Below are 17,229 nucleotides of genomic sequence, written 5' to 3' on the forward strand. Positions count from 1 at the left end.
TAATCGTTAGATGCGCCTATCTTAACATGATTTACGGCAAGTAGCATTCTGAAACTATTCAGAATATAAATAACTATTCAGATGATTAGCGTTCCATTTGTTATAATTAAGTAACGACTAAGTAACTACTATTTTAGTTACCAGGTTTCAGTATAGGTCTTATCAGTATAGTTATTACTGGCGCACTTCTACGCAAAATTTCTTCCTCCTACTTTAGGTAATTGGCAGTTTGTGCCGCTGTCTTAACGGCGGTTGCAGATACCGTGCACCTTCTCAGGTTTCAGTGTTCCTATCCAGCACTGTATCAGCCAACATGCTAGTGTAATAATGAACCAACTGACTACTACACTCATCATCACATCCTGCGGCCAATGCAGGCCCATCCATATACGACTGATCATCACGCCGCTAGCCCAAACTAACAGTACTAGTATAGTAACTACATGCCTAGTTGGCCACAGTAATCCTACAGAAAATAGTGCCCAACTAGCGGCAAAAATGGTATGGCCAGAAGGAAAAGAAAAGCCTGTTTCATGCCGCCAGTGGTGCTGTAACCATGTCGGTATCGTTTTTTCACTCTGCAGCTCGTGCGCTACCGCTTCGCTACGCTCTTTGTGCGTCATTGCATAAAAAGCCTGATCATCAATGGAGTAGTGCTTATCGAGCCAAACGACAAAAGGTCTTGGCGTCTGCACCCTATCTTTGATAAAAGACTTCATTCCCTGACCGACGAGCAGCGTGGTAGCTAAGATTACTACCAGCGCTAGTGCTGGTTTTAGCCTATAGGGTAGGCACCAGAAAAACCAGCTAATTAGTAAGATACTGGTTAATATCCCCCAGGGGGACGTGACGGTTTGTGTCAACCAATACAGACCTATTAGCCAACGATAATCACTTCCAGACTGCCATTGCCAGCCGCTGACCCACAGTAACAACGGTAAAATTATCAGAAGCAGCGCTCCGATCCCTGTGCGTTTTGCAATTAAAAACATCGAGTTTTTTCCTTTAATTAGAGCCTACCAAGTTTAGAATCTGCATAAAATCAACTATCCAAACATTAACTTTGCTGTCTTGATTCAGCTGTACTTGCTAGCCTAATACACCAAAACCATTAACTCTGCTTGAGAATAAGATATTATTTTTCTGTATCAATAAGCGTAAAAGTAAGAATTTTGTTGCCTATATCCCCCAAAATGGGTAGCAGAAGAAAAGATATACGTAGTCAGTACGGCACGGTTAAAAGCGTTATCAAGCGAGCGTCCAGTGACGATTAGATTGTTTTGTAGGTAACTTAGGCAGACAGAGCTTCTTCGATAGCGAAGCTGTAACAGCTATAAGAAGGTGGTCAGACGATAGTAAGGTGCCCATCTAGGCAGCATTACTAACCCTTAATATAATCTTCTGTGTTTACTGCTTCTTCATATTATGAATTACTACTATAAACCTAATGTAGGGAACAACGTCATAAAACGAAAGCGTTATTTATATTAGTTATTTTTTAACTAACAAAATGCTGTTTAATAAAATACTTAATATCTTTTCGTTACTAATTAAAACATAAGATTAGCCTAGTTAACGTTCACATTATTATTTCTTGCTCAACTGCCATTGGCCATCGAGATAAAACAAGGTCCAGCCGGTGGCCTTACCATTCTTTTCAGATGCAATGTATTGTTGCTTAGTTTTGCGGCTAAAGCGCACCAGGGTACTATTACCTGCCTCGTCCTGGGCAGGTGCATCGGCTAGATAGTGCAGCTTCTCCGGCAAGCGTTCGCGGAACCTGGCTAGTTCTGCGACCAGTGGTGCACGGGTTTCACGAGATTTAGGAAAGGTATTGGCGGCTAGAAATACTCCCGACGCGCCGTTACGTAGTACAAAATAAGCGTCTGATCTCTCGCAGTGAAGCTCGGGCAGCGGTACCGGGTCTTCTTTTGGCGGCGCTACATCGCCGTGGCGTAAGATCTTGCGGGTATTATTACATACTTCATTGGTACAGGCCATATATTTACCGAAACGCCCCAGTTTTAGATGCATATCTGATCCGCATTTTTCACATTCTACAATCGTTCCGTCGTAGCCTTTAATACAAAATTGACCCTGCTCGATTTCATAGCCTTCGCACAACGGATTATTCCCGCAAACGTACAGTTTGCTCTGGCTATCAACAATAAGATAACTGTCCATTGCCGTGTGGCACTTAGCGCAGCGGCGGCGAGCGCGTAGTGCATTAGTTTCAGCATCATCTCCATCAAGCAGGTTGATTGTTTCTACTTCCGGAATCAAGTTAATAGAATTTTTACAACGCTCTTTAGGCGGTAAAATATAGCCGGAACATCCTAAAAATACCCCGGTGCTAGCTGTACGAATCCCCATTTTCCGGCTACAGACCGGACAATCGATGCGGATCATTACCATCTTATTATTCCCCATACCTCCATCTTGAGGATCCTTTTTAGCTTTTTCTAACTGTTGGCTGAATTTTTCAAAGAAGGTATCTAATACACTTTTCCATTCTTGCTCACTAGCAGCAACTTGATCAAGCTTATCTTCCATTTTTGCAGTAAAATCATAATTCATCAGCTCGTGGAAATTCTCCTCCAAGCAATCTGTTACAATCTCACCCATTTTATCGGCATAAAAACGGCAGTTCTCCACGTGAACATAGCCGCGATCCTGAATATTAGAAATTATCGATACATAGGTCGATGGCCGCCCTATTTTGCGTTTCTCTAGCTCTTTGACCAAGGAAGACTCACTATAGCGTGCTAGCGGTTTAGTAAAATGCTGACTAGGAAGCAATTTTTCTAATATAAGCGTCTGGCCTATCTTAATTGCTGGCAAAATACGGTCTTCTACTTTATGCAGCGCAGGCATAATTATGGTCCAGCCATCAAAACGCAAGGCCCTACAGCGAGTACGCAACTGAAATTCTCCGGCGGTAACGCTCAGTGTGGTGTCGTCATAGCGTGCTGGAGTCATTTGACACGCTATAAATTGGCGCCATATTAAATGGTAAATTTTTTGCGCTTCAGGCCTTGTATCATTTAACTGTTCTGCTAGAACATGAACATCGGAGGGACGGATAGCCTCATGAGCTTCCTGAGTATTATCTTTACTGACGTACTTGTTGGCTTGTTTAGGTAGATATTTATTACCAAAAGTATCGATTATATAGCATCGAACCATATTAAGCGCATCTTGACTTAGATTAGTTGAATTAGTACGCATATAGGTGATATGGCCCATCTCGTACAAACTTTGTGCCAGTATCATAGTTTTTTTTATGTCATAACCCAAGTAGTTACTGGCCGCCTGCTGTAGCGTTGCAGTAGTAAAAGGAGCACTAGGTTTACTGCTGATTGGCTTCTTTTCGTTATTGCTGACCACGAAATTTGCCTTTTCTAGCAACGATATCGCCGCCTGGATTTGCTGCTGATGAACGGGCTGAAACAGTTTTCCCTTCTGATGAGTTACCTGCATCGCTAACGTCGAAGCGTGCGAAGTAATTAAATTAGCATGCAGTTTCCAATACTCCTTAGGTATGAACGCCTTGATTTCCCGCTCACGCTCCACCACTAACCGTACCGCCACCGATTGTACTCTACCAGCCGATAAACCGCGGGCTATTTTTTCCCATAATAATGGAGATACCATATAACCTACCAAACGGTCCATAAACCTTCTCGTCTGCTGGGCATGAACCCGATTAATATTCAATTCGCCTGGTTTGTCAAAAGCTTGTATAATCGCATTGCGGGTAATTTCATTAAATACTACTCGGCTAAAACGTTTATTATTACCGCCGATCACTTCGCGTAGATGCCAAGCTATTGCTTCACCTTCACGATCAAAGTCGGTAGCAAGATAAATATGGCTGGCTTTTTCTGCCAGCGCTTTTAACTCGGTTACCACTTTCTCCTTACCGGGCAGGATTTGATACTGCGCTTTCCAGCCATGATAAGGGTCAATGCCCATACTGTTGACTAGCGCACTTTGCGGATCTGCTTTATTTTTTTTCTTTTTATTTGCTTCAATGTTCTTTTGGCTAGCTGAACCGCTAGTCGGTAAATCGCGTATGTGACCGATACTAGACTTAACTACGTAGTCATTTCCTAAATATTTATTAATCGTTTTGGCTTTGGCCGGCGATTCAACGATAACGAGAACTTTACCCATTTTTATTTTTACCTAAGTCAGGTCTTTACAAGAAGAAGTTTTTTACGCTAACTTTTTGAGTTCACCATACTTTCAACATGGTGACAGTGTTTAAAAATACCATCTATTTTTGTTACCTTAAATTAAGGTATGCGCATTAGCATTCCTAAATACTATTTTTAAATTTTAAGCTAAGTACTTTTATGATAGGTATCATGGAATTTAGGAAAAAATCGGTTTAACTAAAAATACAACTTAGTCTTCTAATAAACAGAAGATACCTGAACAAAGATCTGCCAGAGATATTACGCTACAAAGTAATTAATATACCATATATAATAACCTTGTTAAAAACTCCCCTATAAAAAGGTTATTATCATTGTGACTGCTACAATGAATGATATCGCAATCTCTCTTCTAGAGAGGCATACTGATCATCCTGTGGTTTCGCTTGTTTTTTATCTTACTGCGTTCGTGCTCTACCTGGTGGTAGTTTAGTGACCGATAATTCAGGTAGAAGATGTACCTTGTGCCGGAGATAATTGATGTAATCAAGCGGCAGCTCTGTCCAGCTACCGCGCGGTAGCCATGTGGGCAGTACTATGTCGCCATAACGCACACGAATAAGTCGGCTGACCCGTATTCTGACCGCTTCCCATAGGCGCCTAACTTCTCGATTACGCCCTTCAGTTAGCGTAACGTTATACCACTGATTAAGCCTTTTGCCGCCTTTAAAAATTAGCCGGCGAAAAGCTGCCGGCCCGTCTTTAAGCTGTACGCCACAAGTAAGCTGGTGCAGCTTGTATGCGTCAACTTTACCAAATATACGCACGGCGTATTCGCGTTCAATTTTGCAGCTTGGATGCATCATACGATTAGCTAATTCACCGTCAGTAGTGAATAGCAATAGACCTGAAGTATTCATATCTAGTCGACCTACGACAACCCAGCGAGCATGGTTTAAACGCGGCAGACGATCGAATACCGTGGGACGACCATCGGGGTCGCGGCGAGTGCATAGCTCACCTTCAGGCTTGTAATAAACTAGTACGCGGCACAGCACATCAGCTACTGGTTTAATAGAAATTAGGCGGCTATCAACCCGGATCTGGGGCATGATGTTAACATCAATACGGTCGCCCAGCAGGGCAATTTTTCCATCTACGCTTACGCGCCCTTGTGCAATAAGCATTTCGATATCGCGCCGGGACTGTTGCCCGGCGCGTGCCAGGACTTTTTGCAGCTTTTCGCTCATGGCATAATCTCATCATCTCATATATCGCTCTTACAGAGCACATAATTATATTACATAAGTTATATAATTATATAACATCAAGGTTACATAATAATATGTAACTTAATCTTAGCTAGAATTACTTAAAGAAAGTTAAGGAGCTGTCCCTAGCTAACTCTGTACACCTACCCAGGTTTACAACCAAAATTTCGTGCATAACTATGATGCCATACATACCCTGCGGTTTATTATAATGTTATTTACGGTTAGATTATTAGATTAATAATCTAATAATTATCAATATCCTTAATTATCAATATCCTTATCCTTATCCTTAGTTAGTTAATATAATATAGCCAACAGATCATTTTTTTGATGATTAGTGCGGCTTAGATAACATATTGTTTAACATTATACATATATTATAAAATATAATAGCATTTGACGGTACACATAATCCAATACCCAGCTTATTAGCTGACATCATACTTATTTAGTAACATTAAGAATAAAAGTTTTATTAATAGATATTGTTTTCTGCAAGTTAAAGAACTGGTTATCTACCAGCACATAATATTTTCATAATTATGAACAGCAATCGCTGTACACTAAGATAAAATTATTTCTACTAGCTATTAGATTTAATTTTTATTCATGAACCAGTTTAGTCAAACTATATAATAGGTAATCATATTTATAATAGTTAATACTATGAAATTAGATAAAATTTAGCGATCTAGCGCCACGCTAATAATGCTAATTAAAATAAGAATGCTTTGCTGGTGGCGAAGCTCCTTTTAATTTGTATAGAGGGATGGTATCATCCATTACGCTCATCAGACCGAGCAAGATCCAAAACAGCCCGCTGTGTTAGCGGGCTATTTTATGGGCGATAACCAGGAACATAAATCATGCAAAGCAGCAAGTACCAAATTGAATTACTTCACGCTCGGGCGCGCTACCGCACCGATCCTACGGCAATGTTCAATCAATTATGCGGCGCGCGTCCCGCAACGCTATTGCTAGAATCGTCTGAAATCGATAAAAAGCATGATTTAGAAAGCATGATGATAGTAGATAGTGCACTGCGGATAACCGCTCTTGGACAAATTGTTACGCTGCGGGCTCTAAGCGCTAATGGCGCCGCTTTATTGCCACTACTAGATGCAGCCTTGCCTGCGAAGGTAAGAGTAAACGCGCATCCTAATAGCCGCGAATTAAATTTTCCGCTAACAGTACAAGTCGTAGATGAGGACACTCGTCTGCGATCTCTATCTGTATTTGACTGCCTACGCCTACTGTTAAATCTGGTCGGTCAACCGGCCGATGCGCCGAAAGCGATGTTTGTTGGTGGGCTTTTTTCCTACGATCTGGTCGCTGGGTTCGAAACGCTGCCGACATTAGCTACTGGACAGAGATGTCCTGATTATTGTTTTTATTTGGCTGAAACATTACTTATACTTGACCACCAACAGCAAACCTGCGATCTACAGTGTAGTCTTTTTAGTCATAGCCAGTCAGAAAAACAGAGACTGCAGCACCGTCTAAAACAATTACAGCTTCAACTAAGCCAGTTGCCTGGCCCAATACCGCACCAAATTATCGACAATATGGTACTATCGTGCAATCAGAGTGACGCCGAATATTGCCGGATAGTGCTCAGGATGCAACAAGCAATACATGCAGGTGATATCTTTCAGGTTGTGCCGTCCCGTCGCTTTTTTTTACCCTGCCGCTCGTCGCTTGCAGCCTATCACCAGCTAAAGAAAAGCAATCCTAGTCCTTACATGTTTTTTATGCAGGATGAAGATTTTACACTGTTCGGTGCGTCACCAGAAAGTGCACTAAAATATGATCCTGTTACCGGTCAGATAGAGATTTACCCTATAGCCGGCACCCGGCCCCGCGGCCGGAGTGCTGAAGGTTCGCTAGATGTAGATCTCGATAGTCGCATTGAATTAGAAATGCGCGCTGATCACAAAGAGCTGGCCGAGCATCTGATGCTCGTTGATTTGGCGCGTAATGATCTGGCAAGAATTTGTGAACCAGGTACGCGTTATGTAGCCGATTTAACCAAAGTTGATCGTTACTCTTTCGTCATGCATTTAGTATCTCGGGTAGTAGGTAAGTTGCGTGGTGATCTCGACGTGCTGCATGCTTACCGCGCTTGTATGAATATGGGAACGCTCAGCGGCGCGCCGAAAGTGCGGGCAATGCAGCTTATTGCCGAGGCAGAAGGCGAACGACGCGGTAGTTACGGTGGCGCTATAGGCTACTTTACCGCTGCCGGCGCCTTTGATACCTGCATCGTCATTCGTTCTGCCTACGTTGAAAATGGTATTGCTACAGTGCAGGCCGGGGCCGGTATCGTTTTGGACTCCATCCCGCAGGCTGAAGCCGATGAAAGCCGTAACAAAGCGCGTGCCGTGTTGCATGCCATTGCAACTGCTCATGCCACAAAGGAATTATTTTAATGGCTAATATCTTATTACTTGATAATATCGATTCTTTTACTTATAATTTGGTTGATCAGTTACGTGTTAATAATCATTGTGTTGTGATATACCGTAACCAGATACCGGCTACAGTTATCATAGAGGCGCTACATCAACAGGAAAATCCTGTCCTGATACTTTCACCTGGACCAGGTACGCCAGCTAACGCTGGCTGCATGCCCGAACTGCTAAATAAGCTGCGTGGAAAGATACCGATTATCGGAATCTGTCTTGGACATCAGGCGATTGTAGAAGCTTACGGGGGGCACGTGGTTCAAGCAGGTGAAATTTTGCACGGCAAGGCTTCGCCTATCTGCCACGACAATAAAGCGATGTTTACCGGCATGCCCAATCAGCTTATGGTGGCTCGTTATCACTCCCTAGTCGGCAACCAGATACCAGATACTTTGACGGTTAATGCCCGTTACAACGATATAGTTATGGCAGTACGCCATGATGCAGATAGAATTTGCGGCTTTCAATTTCATCCTGAATCAATTTTAACTACCCAAGGGGCGCGTTTATTAGAGAACACTCTTGCTTGGACGCTGGCGTAAATACAAGAAATTTTCTATCTGCAGGCTATACTATACTTAAGATATTTTTATCAGTTATCAGAAAATATAACAATAATTGTGCACTGCGATAATTCTGCCAACATAGGTGGCAGAGGCTATAGTTTGGAATATTTGGCACTACCTGACATAAATCACTCAAGCCTCAAGCAGGTAAGGGATGAAGATAACCAGCAGAAAAAGTGCTATTTTAGCACGATGGTTAAAACTTATTATGTTTATTTATGTATAAAGGCCTACAAACAAGTGAAATCTTTGTACTTAGTCTCTGCTTAATTAAGCCTGAGCTATTGGTTCCACAGGTGCTAGTGCCTACCCGAACACTGGCAGTACAGGTTAACGAAGCATTTGACTATTTCGCTAAGTATATAAAAGGCATCAATATAGTTAGTGTTACTGTACGGCGGTCAACGTTACGAAGACTGTACTGACAGCAAAAACTATGTTAGAGAACCATAGAAAAATAGAAACTAGAGAAATCTGCAGCAAGCGCGCCCTCATTGGGCACTTAATGGCGCAAATAGCAAGAGGATAAAAATATATATATGCAGGACACGGTATTAACAAACATCCTTGCAGATAAAATCGAATGGATTACCGATCACAAACAGCGACAACCACTAGAAAGCTTTTGTCAGCATGTTCAACTGAGCACGCGTAGCTTTTACCAAGCTCTTACTGGTGGTACCAGAACAAAATTTATTCTAGAATGTAAAAAAGCTTCCCCATCTAAAGGAATTATCCGAACGGATTTTAATCCGCTCAACATCGCGAGCATTTATCGAAATTACGCCTCTGTTATTTCAGTATTAACCGACGAGAAATATTTCCAAGGCAGTTTCGATTTTATGCTTAAGGTTAGTCAAACGATGAACCAACCTGTCTTATGCAAAGACTTTATTGTTGATCCCTGGCAGATTTATTTAGCACGGTTACATCAAGCTGATGCGATCCTGCTGATGTTATCCGTGCTGGATGATGATAGCTACCGCTTGCTGGCTGCAGTAGCTCACAGTTTACAGATGGGCGTGCTGACTGAGGTAATCAGCGAGGAAGAATGCGCACGCGCGCTAGCACTTGAGGCTAAAGTAGTAGGCATTAATAATCGTGATTTACGAGATTTATCTATTGATTTAAATCGTACCCGCATGCTTGCCCCTCGGTTCCCAGCAGGGGTCACGCTCATTAGCGAGTCAGGCATCAAATCTTATCGTCAAATAAGCGAACTTAGCCACTATGCCAACGGGTTTTTGATAGGCAGTGCGCTAATGGCAGAAACTGACCTCAATCTGGCTATACGACGCATGTTGTTGGGCGAAAATAAGGTTTGTGGCATCACACGTGCTGCTGACGCCCAGGCAGCCTTTGAGGTCGGCGCACTATACGGCGGGCTAGTTTTCGTTGCTAGCTCCCCACGTCAAGTAGATGTTGCGCTGGCTAATGCTGTAATAGCTAGTACTGCGCTGCGCTATGTTGGGGTTTTTCGCGATGCTCCAGTAAGAGAAGTCAGCGAGACCGCGGCCGCGCTATCATTAGCGGCAGTGCAACTGCACGGTAATGAAGATCAAGCTTATATCGATGCTCTGCGCCTCGCTCTATTGCCTGACTGCAATATCTGGAAATCACTAGATATGCGTCAAAAACTACCGGAGCACAATCTAAACCAGGTTGATCGATATGTGCTGGATAATGGTGGCGGCAGCAGTAAGCCATTTAACTGGTCGCTGCTTAAAAGAGTAGCATTAGATAATGTCATGCTAGCCGGGGGACTGTCGGTAACCAATTGCTTGGCTGCCTCCCGTCTCGGCTGCTCTGGACTTGATTTTAATTCCGGCGTTGAGAGCGAGCCGGGCATTAAAGATCATCATAAATTAGCAACGGTATTCCAGACGCTTCGCGCTTTCTGACCGCTACGTCAAAACCTTAAGATATGACTATGACAATGTATAGAGGATATACGTATGAAACGACTTAATCCCTATTTCGGCGAGTTTGGCGGGATGTACGTACCGCAAATTCTAATGCCCGCACTTATCCAGCTTGAAGACGCTTTCGTCATATCCCAAAATGATCCTGTCTTCCAAACAGAATTGAGCAGTTTATTGACTAACTATGCTGGCCGGCCCACTCCGCTGACACTGTGCCGCAATCTTGTTGCTGGTACCCGTACCAAACTATATTTAAAGCGTGAAGATCTCCTGCACGGAGGAGCCCATAAAACAAACCAGGTGCTAGGTCAGGCCCTATTAGCAAAGCGTATGGGCAAAACCGATATTCTCGCAGAAACGGGCGCCGGCCAGCACGGCGTTGCTTCTGCACTGGCCTCTGCCCTGCTAGGGCTGAATTGCCGAATTTATATGGGTGCTAAAGATATCGAACGTCAGTCTCTGAACGTCTTTCGCATGCAGTTGATGGGCGCCAAAGTAATCCCTGTGCACAGCGGCTCCGCCACTCTTAAAGACGCCTGTAACGAAGCGTTGCGCGACTGGTCTAGTAGCTATGAAAGCGCCCATTATATGCTTGGCACCGCTGCTGGCCCACATCCTTTCCCTACTATAGTGCGAGAATTTCAGCGCATGATAGGTGAGGAAACTCGCGTACAGATAAAGGAACATGAGCAATGTCTCCCGGACGCGGTGATAGCCTGCGTTGGCGGCGGCTCTAATGCTATCGGCATGTTCGCCGATTTTATTGACGAGCCGACCGTTCGTTTAATCGGAGTTGAACCTGGCGGTTTGGGCATTGAGACGGGCCAACACGGCGCGTCACTAAAACACGGCCGCTTAGGCATCTATTTTGGCATGAAATCACCAATGCTACAGTCAGCAGAAGGGCAAATTGAGGAGTCCTATTCTATTTCTGCTGGGCTAGATTTTCCCTCAGTTGGCCCGCAACATGCCTATCTTAATAGCATAGGCCGTGCTGAATATGTATCGGTGACCGATGAAGAAGCTATTGAGGCTTTCAAGAGTCTCTCTCTCTACGAGGGCATTATCCCTGCGTTAGAATCATCACATGCGCTGGCCCACGCCATTAAGCTTATCAAAGCGCAGCCGGATAAAGAACAAATTCTGATTGTAAACTTGTCCGGCCGCGGCGATAAAGATATTTTTACTGTTCATGATATTCTGAAGGCGCGAGGAGAAATTTAATGGAACGCTATCAGCAACTATTCAGTCAATTGGCCACCCGTAACGAAGGCGCTTTCGTGCCGTTTGTCACGCTAGGAGATCCGCAACCTACATTGTCTCTACAAATCATCGATACTTTAATTGATGCAGGAGCCGATGCGCTGGAGTTGGGTATTCCATTTTCTGATCCTCTGGCGGACGGTCCAACCATTCAGACTGCCACGCTACGGGCATTTGCTGCAGGCATAACATTGGAATACTGCTTTGAAATGTTAGCGTCTATTCGTCAAAAACACCCAGAGATCCCTATTGGATTGCTGATATATGCCAATCTAGTCTTTAATAACAGTATCGATGCTTTTTATGCCCATTGCGCCGCAATAGGTGTTGACTCAGTACTGGTGGCTGACGTTCCAATACAGGAAAGTCAGCCGTTTCACAGCGCTGCAATGCGCCATGGCGTAGCGCCCATCTTCATTTGTCCGCCCAACGCTGATAATGATCTGCTGCGTAAAATAGCCTCTTATGGTCGTGCTTATACCTATTTGCTTTCACGCGCCGGTGTCACCGGTAGTGAACAACCTTGTAACACTCCGTTAACTCATCTAGTGAAAGCACTTAAGAAATACCACGCTGCTCCTGCGCTACAGGGCTTTGGCATTACCGAACCATCCCAGGTGCGCGCTGCACTCAAGGGGGGGGCGGCGGGGGCTATCTCAGGCTCTGCTCTTGTGCGCCTCATCGAGGCGCACGCAGATCAACCAACTATGCTGTTAGAAACATTATCGCAATTTGTGCGTAATATGAAAGTTGCCACGTATAATCTACTTCCATGAATATAAGAGAATATATTACGGTACGGTTAAGTTATATTATTCATTTTAAAAATGTCTAATATTGCCGCGATGATAAAATAAGCGGTTTTATCAGCTAGGTTATCGCTTATTTACCAAAATTTAGCATTAAATTTAGCATTTTCTTTTTCTTCTTTGCTATAGGACTTAATTTTACGTTCTGCCTTTTATTAAGTTTGCTAGATTAATTAGCTATTATTAAAATAATTTTTATCAATTAGTTATTTTGTTATTAAGTTAACTGAATTATTTTCAATATCTGTAGTTTTACGTAAGAAGCTAAGAAGCTAATTCTAGCTCTTTATATTTTATACTAAATTTTATTTAGTAGAATGTAGAATATAGTCAATTTACTGGCTGATGAATAACTAATAAATTTTTATTTAAGAAAATAATCTGGCAGTCTGATAAAAGATTTTGTTAAAAATAAGGAGCACCCATGCCAATTATGGCGAGTAACCTTTATCGCGATATGCTAAATTTTTTCCGTAACCAATTCTCAAGCATTATATTACTGGCATTGCTAACGGCGATCATAAGCGTCATTGTTGATCAGATGTTGTCTCCTTGCAGCGAGCAGCTCATGACACTGAGCAACCGTAATATAGACGATTCTGCCGGGATGAGCCTGCAGCCGTTAGTGCAGCAAATATCGGTTGAGCAGCAATGGGTCTTAATAAAAGTTTCCGCCGCCAGAACTTTTGCCCGCTTGGTCAGTCATGTTATGTTAGCCGGAGGTTTACTTACTATGATTCACCTAGTGACCAATCATAAGCCCGTCAGCGTGCTGCGGGCCATAGGTCAGTCTCTGCCTATCCTGCCCCGCCTGCTGCTACTTATGTTTTTAGCTACGCTGCTAGTACAACTAGGGCTGCTTATCATAGTGCCTGGTATTATGCTAGCTATTGCCTTCAGCTTGGCACCTATCATAGCCACTAGTCATAATATTGACGCCATTAAATCAATGCGTATTAGTGCTAGCCTAGCGTTCGCTAATTTTTGGCTACTGGCACCGGCAGTATTTTTATGGTTAATAATACAAGCCTCGTTATTGTTACTGGCAACGCCATTTACGATGGTATCTTCTCTGGTAGCTACGTTGCTCTTAAATATTTTCAGTAATCTTATTTCTTCTTTGTTGCTAATTTACCTTTATCGTCTATACATGCTATTACGACAGCTTTAACATCTTCTCTTCATAAGAGAGAATTCATCCTTGTATTGTACTCTGATTTTATTTTGTGTATTTGCTTTCGCAAGGCGCGTAGAACTATTAAGTTATCTTAAGATAAAGATTGTTAATTGATAATGTGGTAATTAACATAAAAATATTACGCTAACTTGACCATCGATTATCGATTTTTCTAACTGGCAACGATTAACCGATTCTATTCTTGGGCGGACTAAGATGACGTGTTTTAGTGTTACCCCTTTAAGATTCAAGAATAAGCAATTACGGTGTGAGCTCCTCCTTTAGGAGAGCAGCAGGTTGTAACATTAGCGATTACGCACCTGGATTGGTTCATTACTATTATAGTAGTAATTTTATCTTGCTATATGTTATCTCTGCTGAAGACGGAGCATCTGTTTCGTAAATTATAATCGCTTCATATGATACTGCATTACGGTTTAGCTATTATCCAGCTAGTAAAAAATTTACTGGTAGTTTTGTTTTCCGTGGCCGCAGGCATCAACACCACTACCACTAATATTAGTAATGTGACTTAATATTGTTTTTCACATAGCTGAAAACAGCTACTTATGTAAGCTAGAGATTACTTAACAGCGTTAGACGGCGGATAATAGGTACAGGATATGACGTGATTGCAATTCCAACTACTAACTACGTCTACGCTGTAGCTGACGTTGTATAAGCCAGCGATTTCGGCCGACAGGAAAATTGTTTTCTCTTTGCGTCCGTTCACTTAAGCAAACGCTTTGCGAATAGCATTCGCACTACTTTTCACTACTATGACAACGCTTTATACCGTAATAAACTGGCTGTTGCTGTTCGGCTATTGGTTGTTGATCGCAGGCGTCACACTGCGAGTAATAATGAAACGTCGTGCGGTGCCTTCCGCTATGGCGTGGCTTTTGGTTATTTACATCCTTCCTCTGGTTGGGATCATTACCTATCTTTTATTTGGCGAATTAAATCTCGGTAAGCTACGCGCTGAACGCAGCAAGGCTCTGTGGCCCTCTACTGCCAGATGGATAGAAGATTTTAAAGGATATCGGAAGATCTTCGCTAATAAAAATAGCGAGGTATCCCATCAACTATTTCAATTATGCGAGCATCGTCAGGGTATGGGTGGGCTTAAGGGTAATCAAATGCAATTGCTGACCAGCAGTGATGATGCGCTGCAAGCGCTGATTCGCGATATCGGTTTGGCGCAAAACCACATTGAGATAGTTTTTTATATTTGGCAGGCTGGCGGTTTAGTTGACCAGGTGGTTGCAGCATTGATGGCTGCGGCGCAGCGCGGCGTCCGCTGCCGTTTGATGCTAGATTCAGCTGGTAGCGTCGATTTTTTCCGCTCCCCCTATCCTACCCTGATGCGTGCCGCCGGCGTGCATATAGTAGAGGCTTTGCACGTCAGTATCTTACGCGTTTTTCTGCGAAGGATGGATTTACGCCAGCACCGAAAGATGGTGTTAATTGATAATTATATTGCCTATACTGGCAGCATGAATATGGTAGATCCACGCTTTTTTAAAAAAGATGCTGGCGTCGGTCAGTGGATTGATATTATCGCACGTATGGAAGGGCCGATAGCCACCGCCATGGGTATTATTTTTTCCTGTGATTGGGAAATTGAAACCGGTGAGCGTATATTACCTCCCCCTCCTGACGTGAATATTATGCAGGTTGAGCAGTCTAACTGTCATACTATTCAGGTCATTGCATCTGGGCCTGGTTTTCCTGAAGGTGTTATTCATCAAGTGCTGCTCACTTCAATTTATGCGGCGCGTGAACAGTTGGTTATGACCACACCATATTTAGTGCCCAGCGACGATCTGCTTCATGCAATCTGCACTGCAGCGCAGCGCGGTGTAGAGGTGCATATAATCGTTCCGCGCCATAATGATTCCATGTTGGTGAGCTGGGCCAGTAGGGCATTTTTTGCCGAGCTGCTAGAAGCTGGTGTAATCATTCACCAGTTTGAAGGCGGTTTGCTGCATACCAAAAGTGTCTTGGTAGATAGTCAATTAAGCCTGGTTGGTACCGTAAATTTGGATATGCGCAGTTTGTGGCTAAACTTTGAGCTTACATTAGTTATTGACGACAATAATTTCGGCAGTGATTTAGCACGCGTGCAGAAAGACTATATCGCCCACTCGCGCTTTATCGAGGCTCAATCGTGGTCAAAACGGCCCTACTGGCAGCGTATCGTCGAGCGGCTATTCTACTTTTTCAGTCCATTACTGTAAGATGACAGGCTCGCACGTCTACAATATTTTCTCTAGCTAGCGCAATCTAATCTCGATTAGGAGCTATCGGCATAGGAACACATGTATGTAGTTGCATGATATTGTTATCGCCATTACTTGCTTAACTAAGATATAAATATCTTATCTTATATACTATTGTCGCAAATAAATCAGTTGATTGTTTAATACTTAAACTGGTTTACAACCGAAGATTAAAAACTAATATGAGCAACTGACTAGCCACAACGTGAAATAAACAGCCTACATTGAGACCAACGTGCACATTACTAGTAGTGGTCAATGACCTTTACCACCATTACACTTAGAATAATCAACTATACAGCCGCTCACGAATATAAATATTACTTAATATGTAGCATAAAATATAAAATAACTAATATTATGCTAATAAAAATTAGCATATTCTATATATAATAGTTAATTTCTATTTTTCTCTTACAGAGAGATAATTTATTAATTCAATCCCCAACCGGCACAATGATATAAACCTTGTTACAGTAAACTGGGTCATGCATTATACACTATGTCCTTAATAAGTGGTGCTGAGAACATAGAATCTGATAAATTAATTTTAATTTGTCTGACGCAGACTCTATATTAATAGTTGTTTAGTAAAAGTATAAAATTATTTATAATGGTTAATTTTTAATTTTAAAATTAAGGTATTGCAGAAAAGAAACTAGCACTCTATTATGGACATAATAATGCTATATAATGCTATCTTTTATAATAAAGAGATTAAATCAATGAGCGAAACACTAAAAAATTTTAATAACATCCGTACTCTGCGCGCACAGGCCAAAGAATGCACTTTAGAAACTCTGGAAGAAATGCTCGAGAAACTGGAGGTTGTTGTCAACGAACGACGTGAGGAAGACAATCAAGCACAGGCTGAAATTGAAGAGCGCACGCGCAAATTACAGCAATACCGTGAAATGTTGATTGCTGACGGCATCGACCCCAATGAATTGCTACAATCTATGAGCGCTTCTAATAAATCGTCAATTAAAACTAAGCGGGCTGTTCGTCCAGCAAAATACCAATATACTGACGCAGATGGCGACGTAAAAACCTGGACTGGCCAGGGCCGTACTCCGGCGGTAATCAAAAAAGCAATTGAAGAAGAAGGAAAAGCACTAGCAGATTTTTTGTTGTAATCAATCGCTGAGCTTATTAACTTTTTTTTGAAAAAAGCTCTTTGTATCTCAGAGGGCTTTTTTAGCATGACACTATTCAGTCAATAGTTTATATTATTTTTTTTAGCTTTTAAAAAGCTTACCTTAAAAAACTTCCCTAAGAACAAGCAGATTGATTTACTCTAATATACTGTAT

Annotated in this window: 9 protein-coding genes and 2 pseudogenes; 8 read left to right on the forward strand and 3 right to left on the reverse strand. The window is 42.4% G+C overall.

Annotated elements, in window-relative coordinates; genetic code table 11:
* Window positions 1-242 precede the first annotated feature (242 nt).
* The 3 genes and pseudogenes from pgpB to rluB all read right to left on the reverse strand — a co-directional run.
* Window positions 243-992, reverse strand: a complete 750-nt coding sequence (gene pgpB, locus A4A70_RS00165; RefSeq protein WP_067567294.1) for a phosphatidylglycerophosphatase B — start codon at window positions 990-992, stop codon at window positions 243-245.
* A 595-nt stretch (window positions 993-1,587) separates the two neighbouring features.
* Window positions 1,588-4,176, reverse strand: a complete 2,589-nt coding sequence (gene topA, locus A4A70_RS00170) for a type I DNA topoisomerase (protein WP_067567297.1) — start codon at window positions 4,174-4,176, stop codon at window positions 1,588-1,590.
* A 451-nt stretch (window positions 4,177-4,627) separates the two neighbouring features.
* Window positions 4,628-5,410 (reverse strand): annotated as a pseudogene (gene rluB / locus A4A70_RS00175) (23S rRNA pseudouridine(2605) synthase RluB); the annotation flags it as partial.
* An 890-nt stretch (window positions 5,411-6,300) separates the two neighbouring features.
* Between rluB and A4A70_RS00180 the strand changes: the two are divergent.
* The 8 genes and pseudogenes from A4A70_RS00180 to hns all read left to right on the forward strand — a co-directional run bounded on the left by A4A70_RS00180 (window position 6,301) and on the right by hns (window position 17,054).
* The gene (locus A4A70_RS00180; RefSeq protein ID WP_067567299.1) at window positions 6,301-7,863 is read left to right on the forward strand and encodes an anthranilate synthase component 1; all 1,563 of its coding nucleotides are present in this window, start codon (window positions 6,301-6,303) and stop codon (window positions 7,861-7,863) included.
* Window positions 7,863-8,435, forward strand: a pseudogene (locus A4A70_RS00185) (glutamine amidotransferase-related protein); the annotation flags it as partial. The gene A4A70_RS00180 and the pseudogene A4A70_RS00185, both read left to right, overlap by 1 nt.
* Window positions 8,436-9,004: 569 nt before the next feature.
* Entirely contained in the window at window positions 9,005-10,366 is a 1,362-nt protein-coding gene (gene trpCF / locus A4A70_RS00190; RefSeq protein WP_067567305.1) for a bifunctional indole-3-glycerol-phosphate synthase TrpC/phosphoribosylanthranilate isomerase TrpF, read from the forward strand.
* A gap of 54 nt (window positions 10,367-10,420) precedes the next feature.
* On the forward strand, window positions 10,421-11,611 hold the full coding sequence (gene trpB / locus A4A70_RS00195) for a tryptophan synthase subunit beta (protein ID WP_067567308.1): 1,191 nt from the start codon (window positions 10,421-10,423) through the stop codon (window positions 11,609-11,611).
* A complete protein-coding gene (gene trpA, locus A4A70_RS00200) occupies window positions 11,611-12,426 on the forward strand; it encodes a tryptophan synthase subunit alpha (protein WP_067567312.1) in 816 nt (271 codons plus the stop codon). The genes trpB and trpA overlap by 1 nt, the downstream gene beginning before the upstream one ends.
* 457 nt (window positions 12,427-12,883) lie before the next feature.
* A complete protein-coding gene (locus A4A70_RS00205) occupies window positions 12,884-13,630 on the forward strand; it encodes a YciC family protein (protein WP_067567315.1) in 747 nt (248 codons plus the stop codon).
* A gap of 785 nt (window positions 13,631-14,415) precedes the next feature.
* Window positions 14,416-15,876: a cardiolipin synthase gene (gene cls / locus A4A70_RS00210; protein ID WP_067567318.1), complete on the forward strand. Its 1,461-nt coding sequence runs from the start codon at window positions 14,416-14,418 to the stop codon at window positions 15,874-15,876.
* 767 nt (window positions 15,877-16,643) lie between these two features.
* A complete protein-coding gene (gene hns / locus A4A70_RS00215; RefSeq protein WP_067568233.1) occupies window positions 16,644-17,054 on the forward strand; it encodes a histone-like nucleoid-structuring protein H-NS in 411 nt (136 codons plus the stop codon).
* Window positions 17,055-17,229: the final 175 nt, after the last annotated feature.

Origin of the sequence: Candidatus Hoaglandella endobia (assembly GCF_900044015.1) — a bacterium.
Taxonomy (GTDB): Bacteria; Pseudomonadota; Gammaproteobacteria; order Enterobacterales; family Enterobacteriaceae; genus Hoaglandella; species Hoaglandella endobia.

Bases quoted from the DNA above. Each gene is read 5' to 3' on its own strand.
- pgpB (WP_067567294.1), bottom strand. From the start codon at position 992: ATGTTTTTAATTGCAAAACGCACAGGGATCGGAGCGCTGCTTCTGATA.
- topA (WP_067567297.1), bottom strand. From the start codon at position 4,176: ATGGGTAAAGTTCTCGTTATCGTTGAATCGCCGGCCAAAGCCAAAACG.
- A4A70_RS00180 (WP_067567299.1), top strand. From the start codon at position 6,301: ATGCAAAGCAGCAAGTACCAAATTGAATTACTTCACGCTCGGGCGCGC.
- trpCF (WP_067567305.1), top strand. From the start codon at position 9,005: ATGCAGGACACGGTATTAACAAACATCCTTGCAGATAAAATCGAATGG.
- trpB (WP_067567308.1), top strand. From the start codon at position 10,421: ATGAAACGACTTAATCCCTATTTCGGCGAGTTTGGCGGGATGTACGTA.
- trpA (WP_067567312.1), top strand. From the start codon at position 11,611: ATGGAACGCTATCAGCAACTATTCAGTCAATTGGCCACCCGTAACGAA.
- A4A70_RS00205 (WP_067567315.1), top strand. From the start codon at position 12,884: ATGCCAATTATGGCGAGTAACCTTTATCGCGATATGCTAAATTTTTTC.
- cls (WP_067567318.1), top strand. From the start codon at position 14,416: ATGACAACGCTTTATACCGTAATAAACTGGCTGTTGCTGTTCGGCTAT.
- hns (WP_067568233.1), top strand. From the start codon at position 16,644: ATGAGCGAAACACTAAAAAATTTTAATAACATCCGTACTCTGCGCGCA.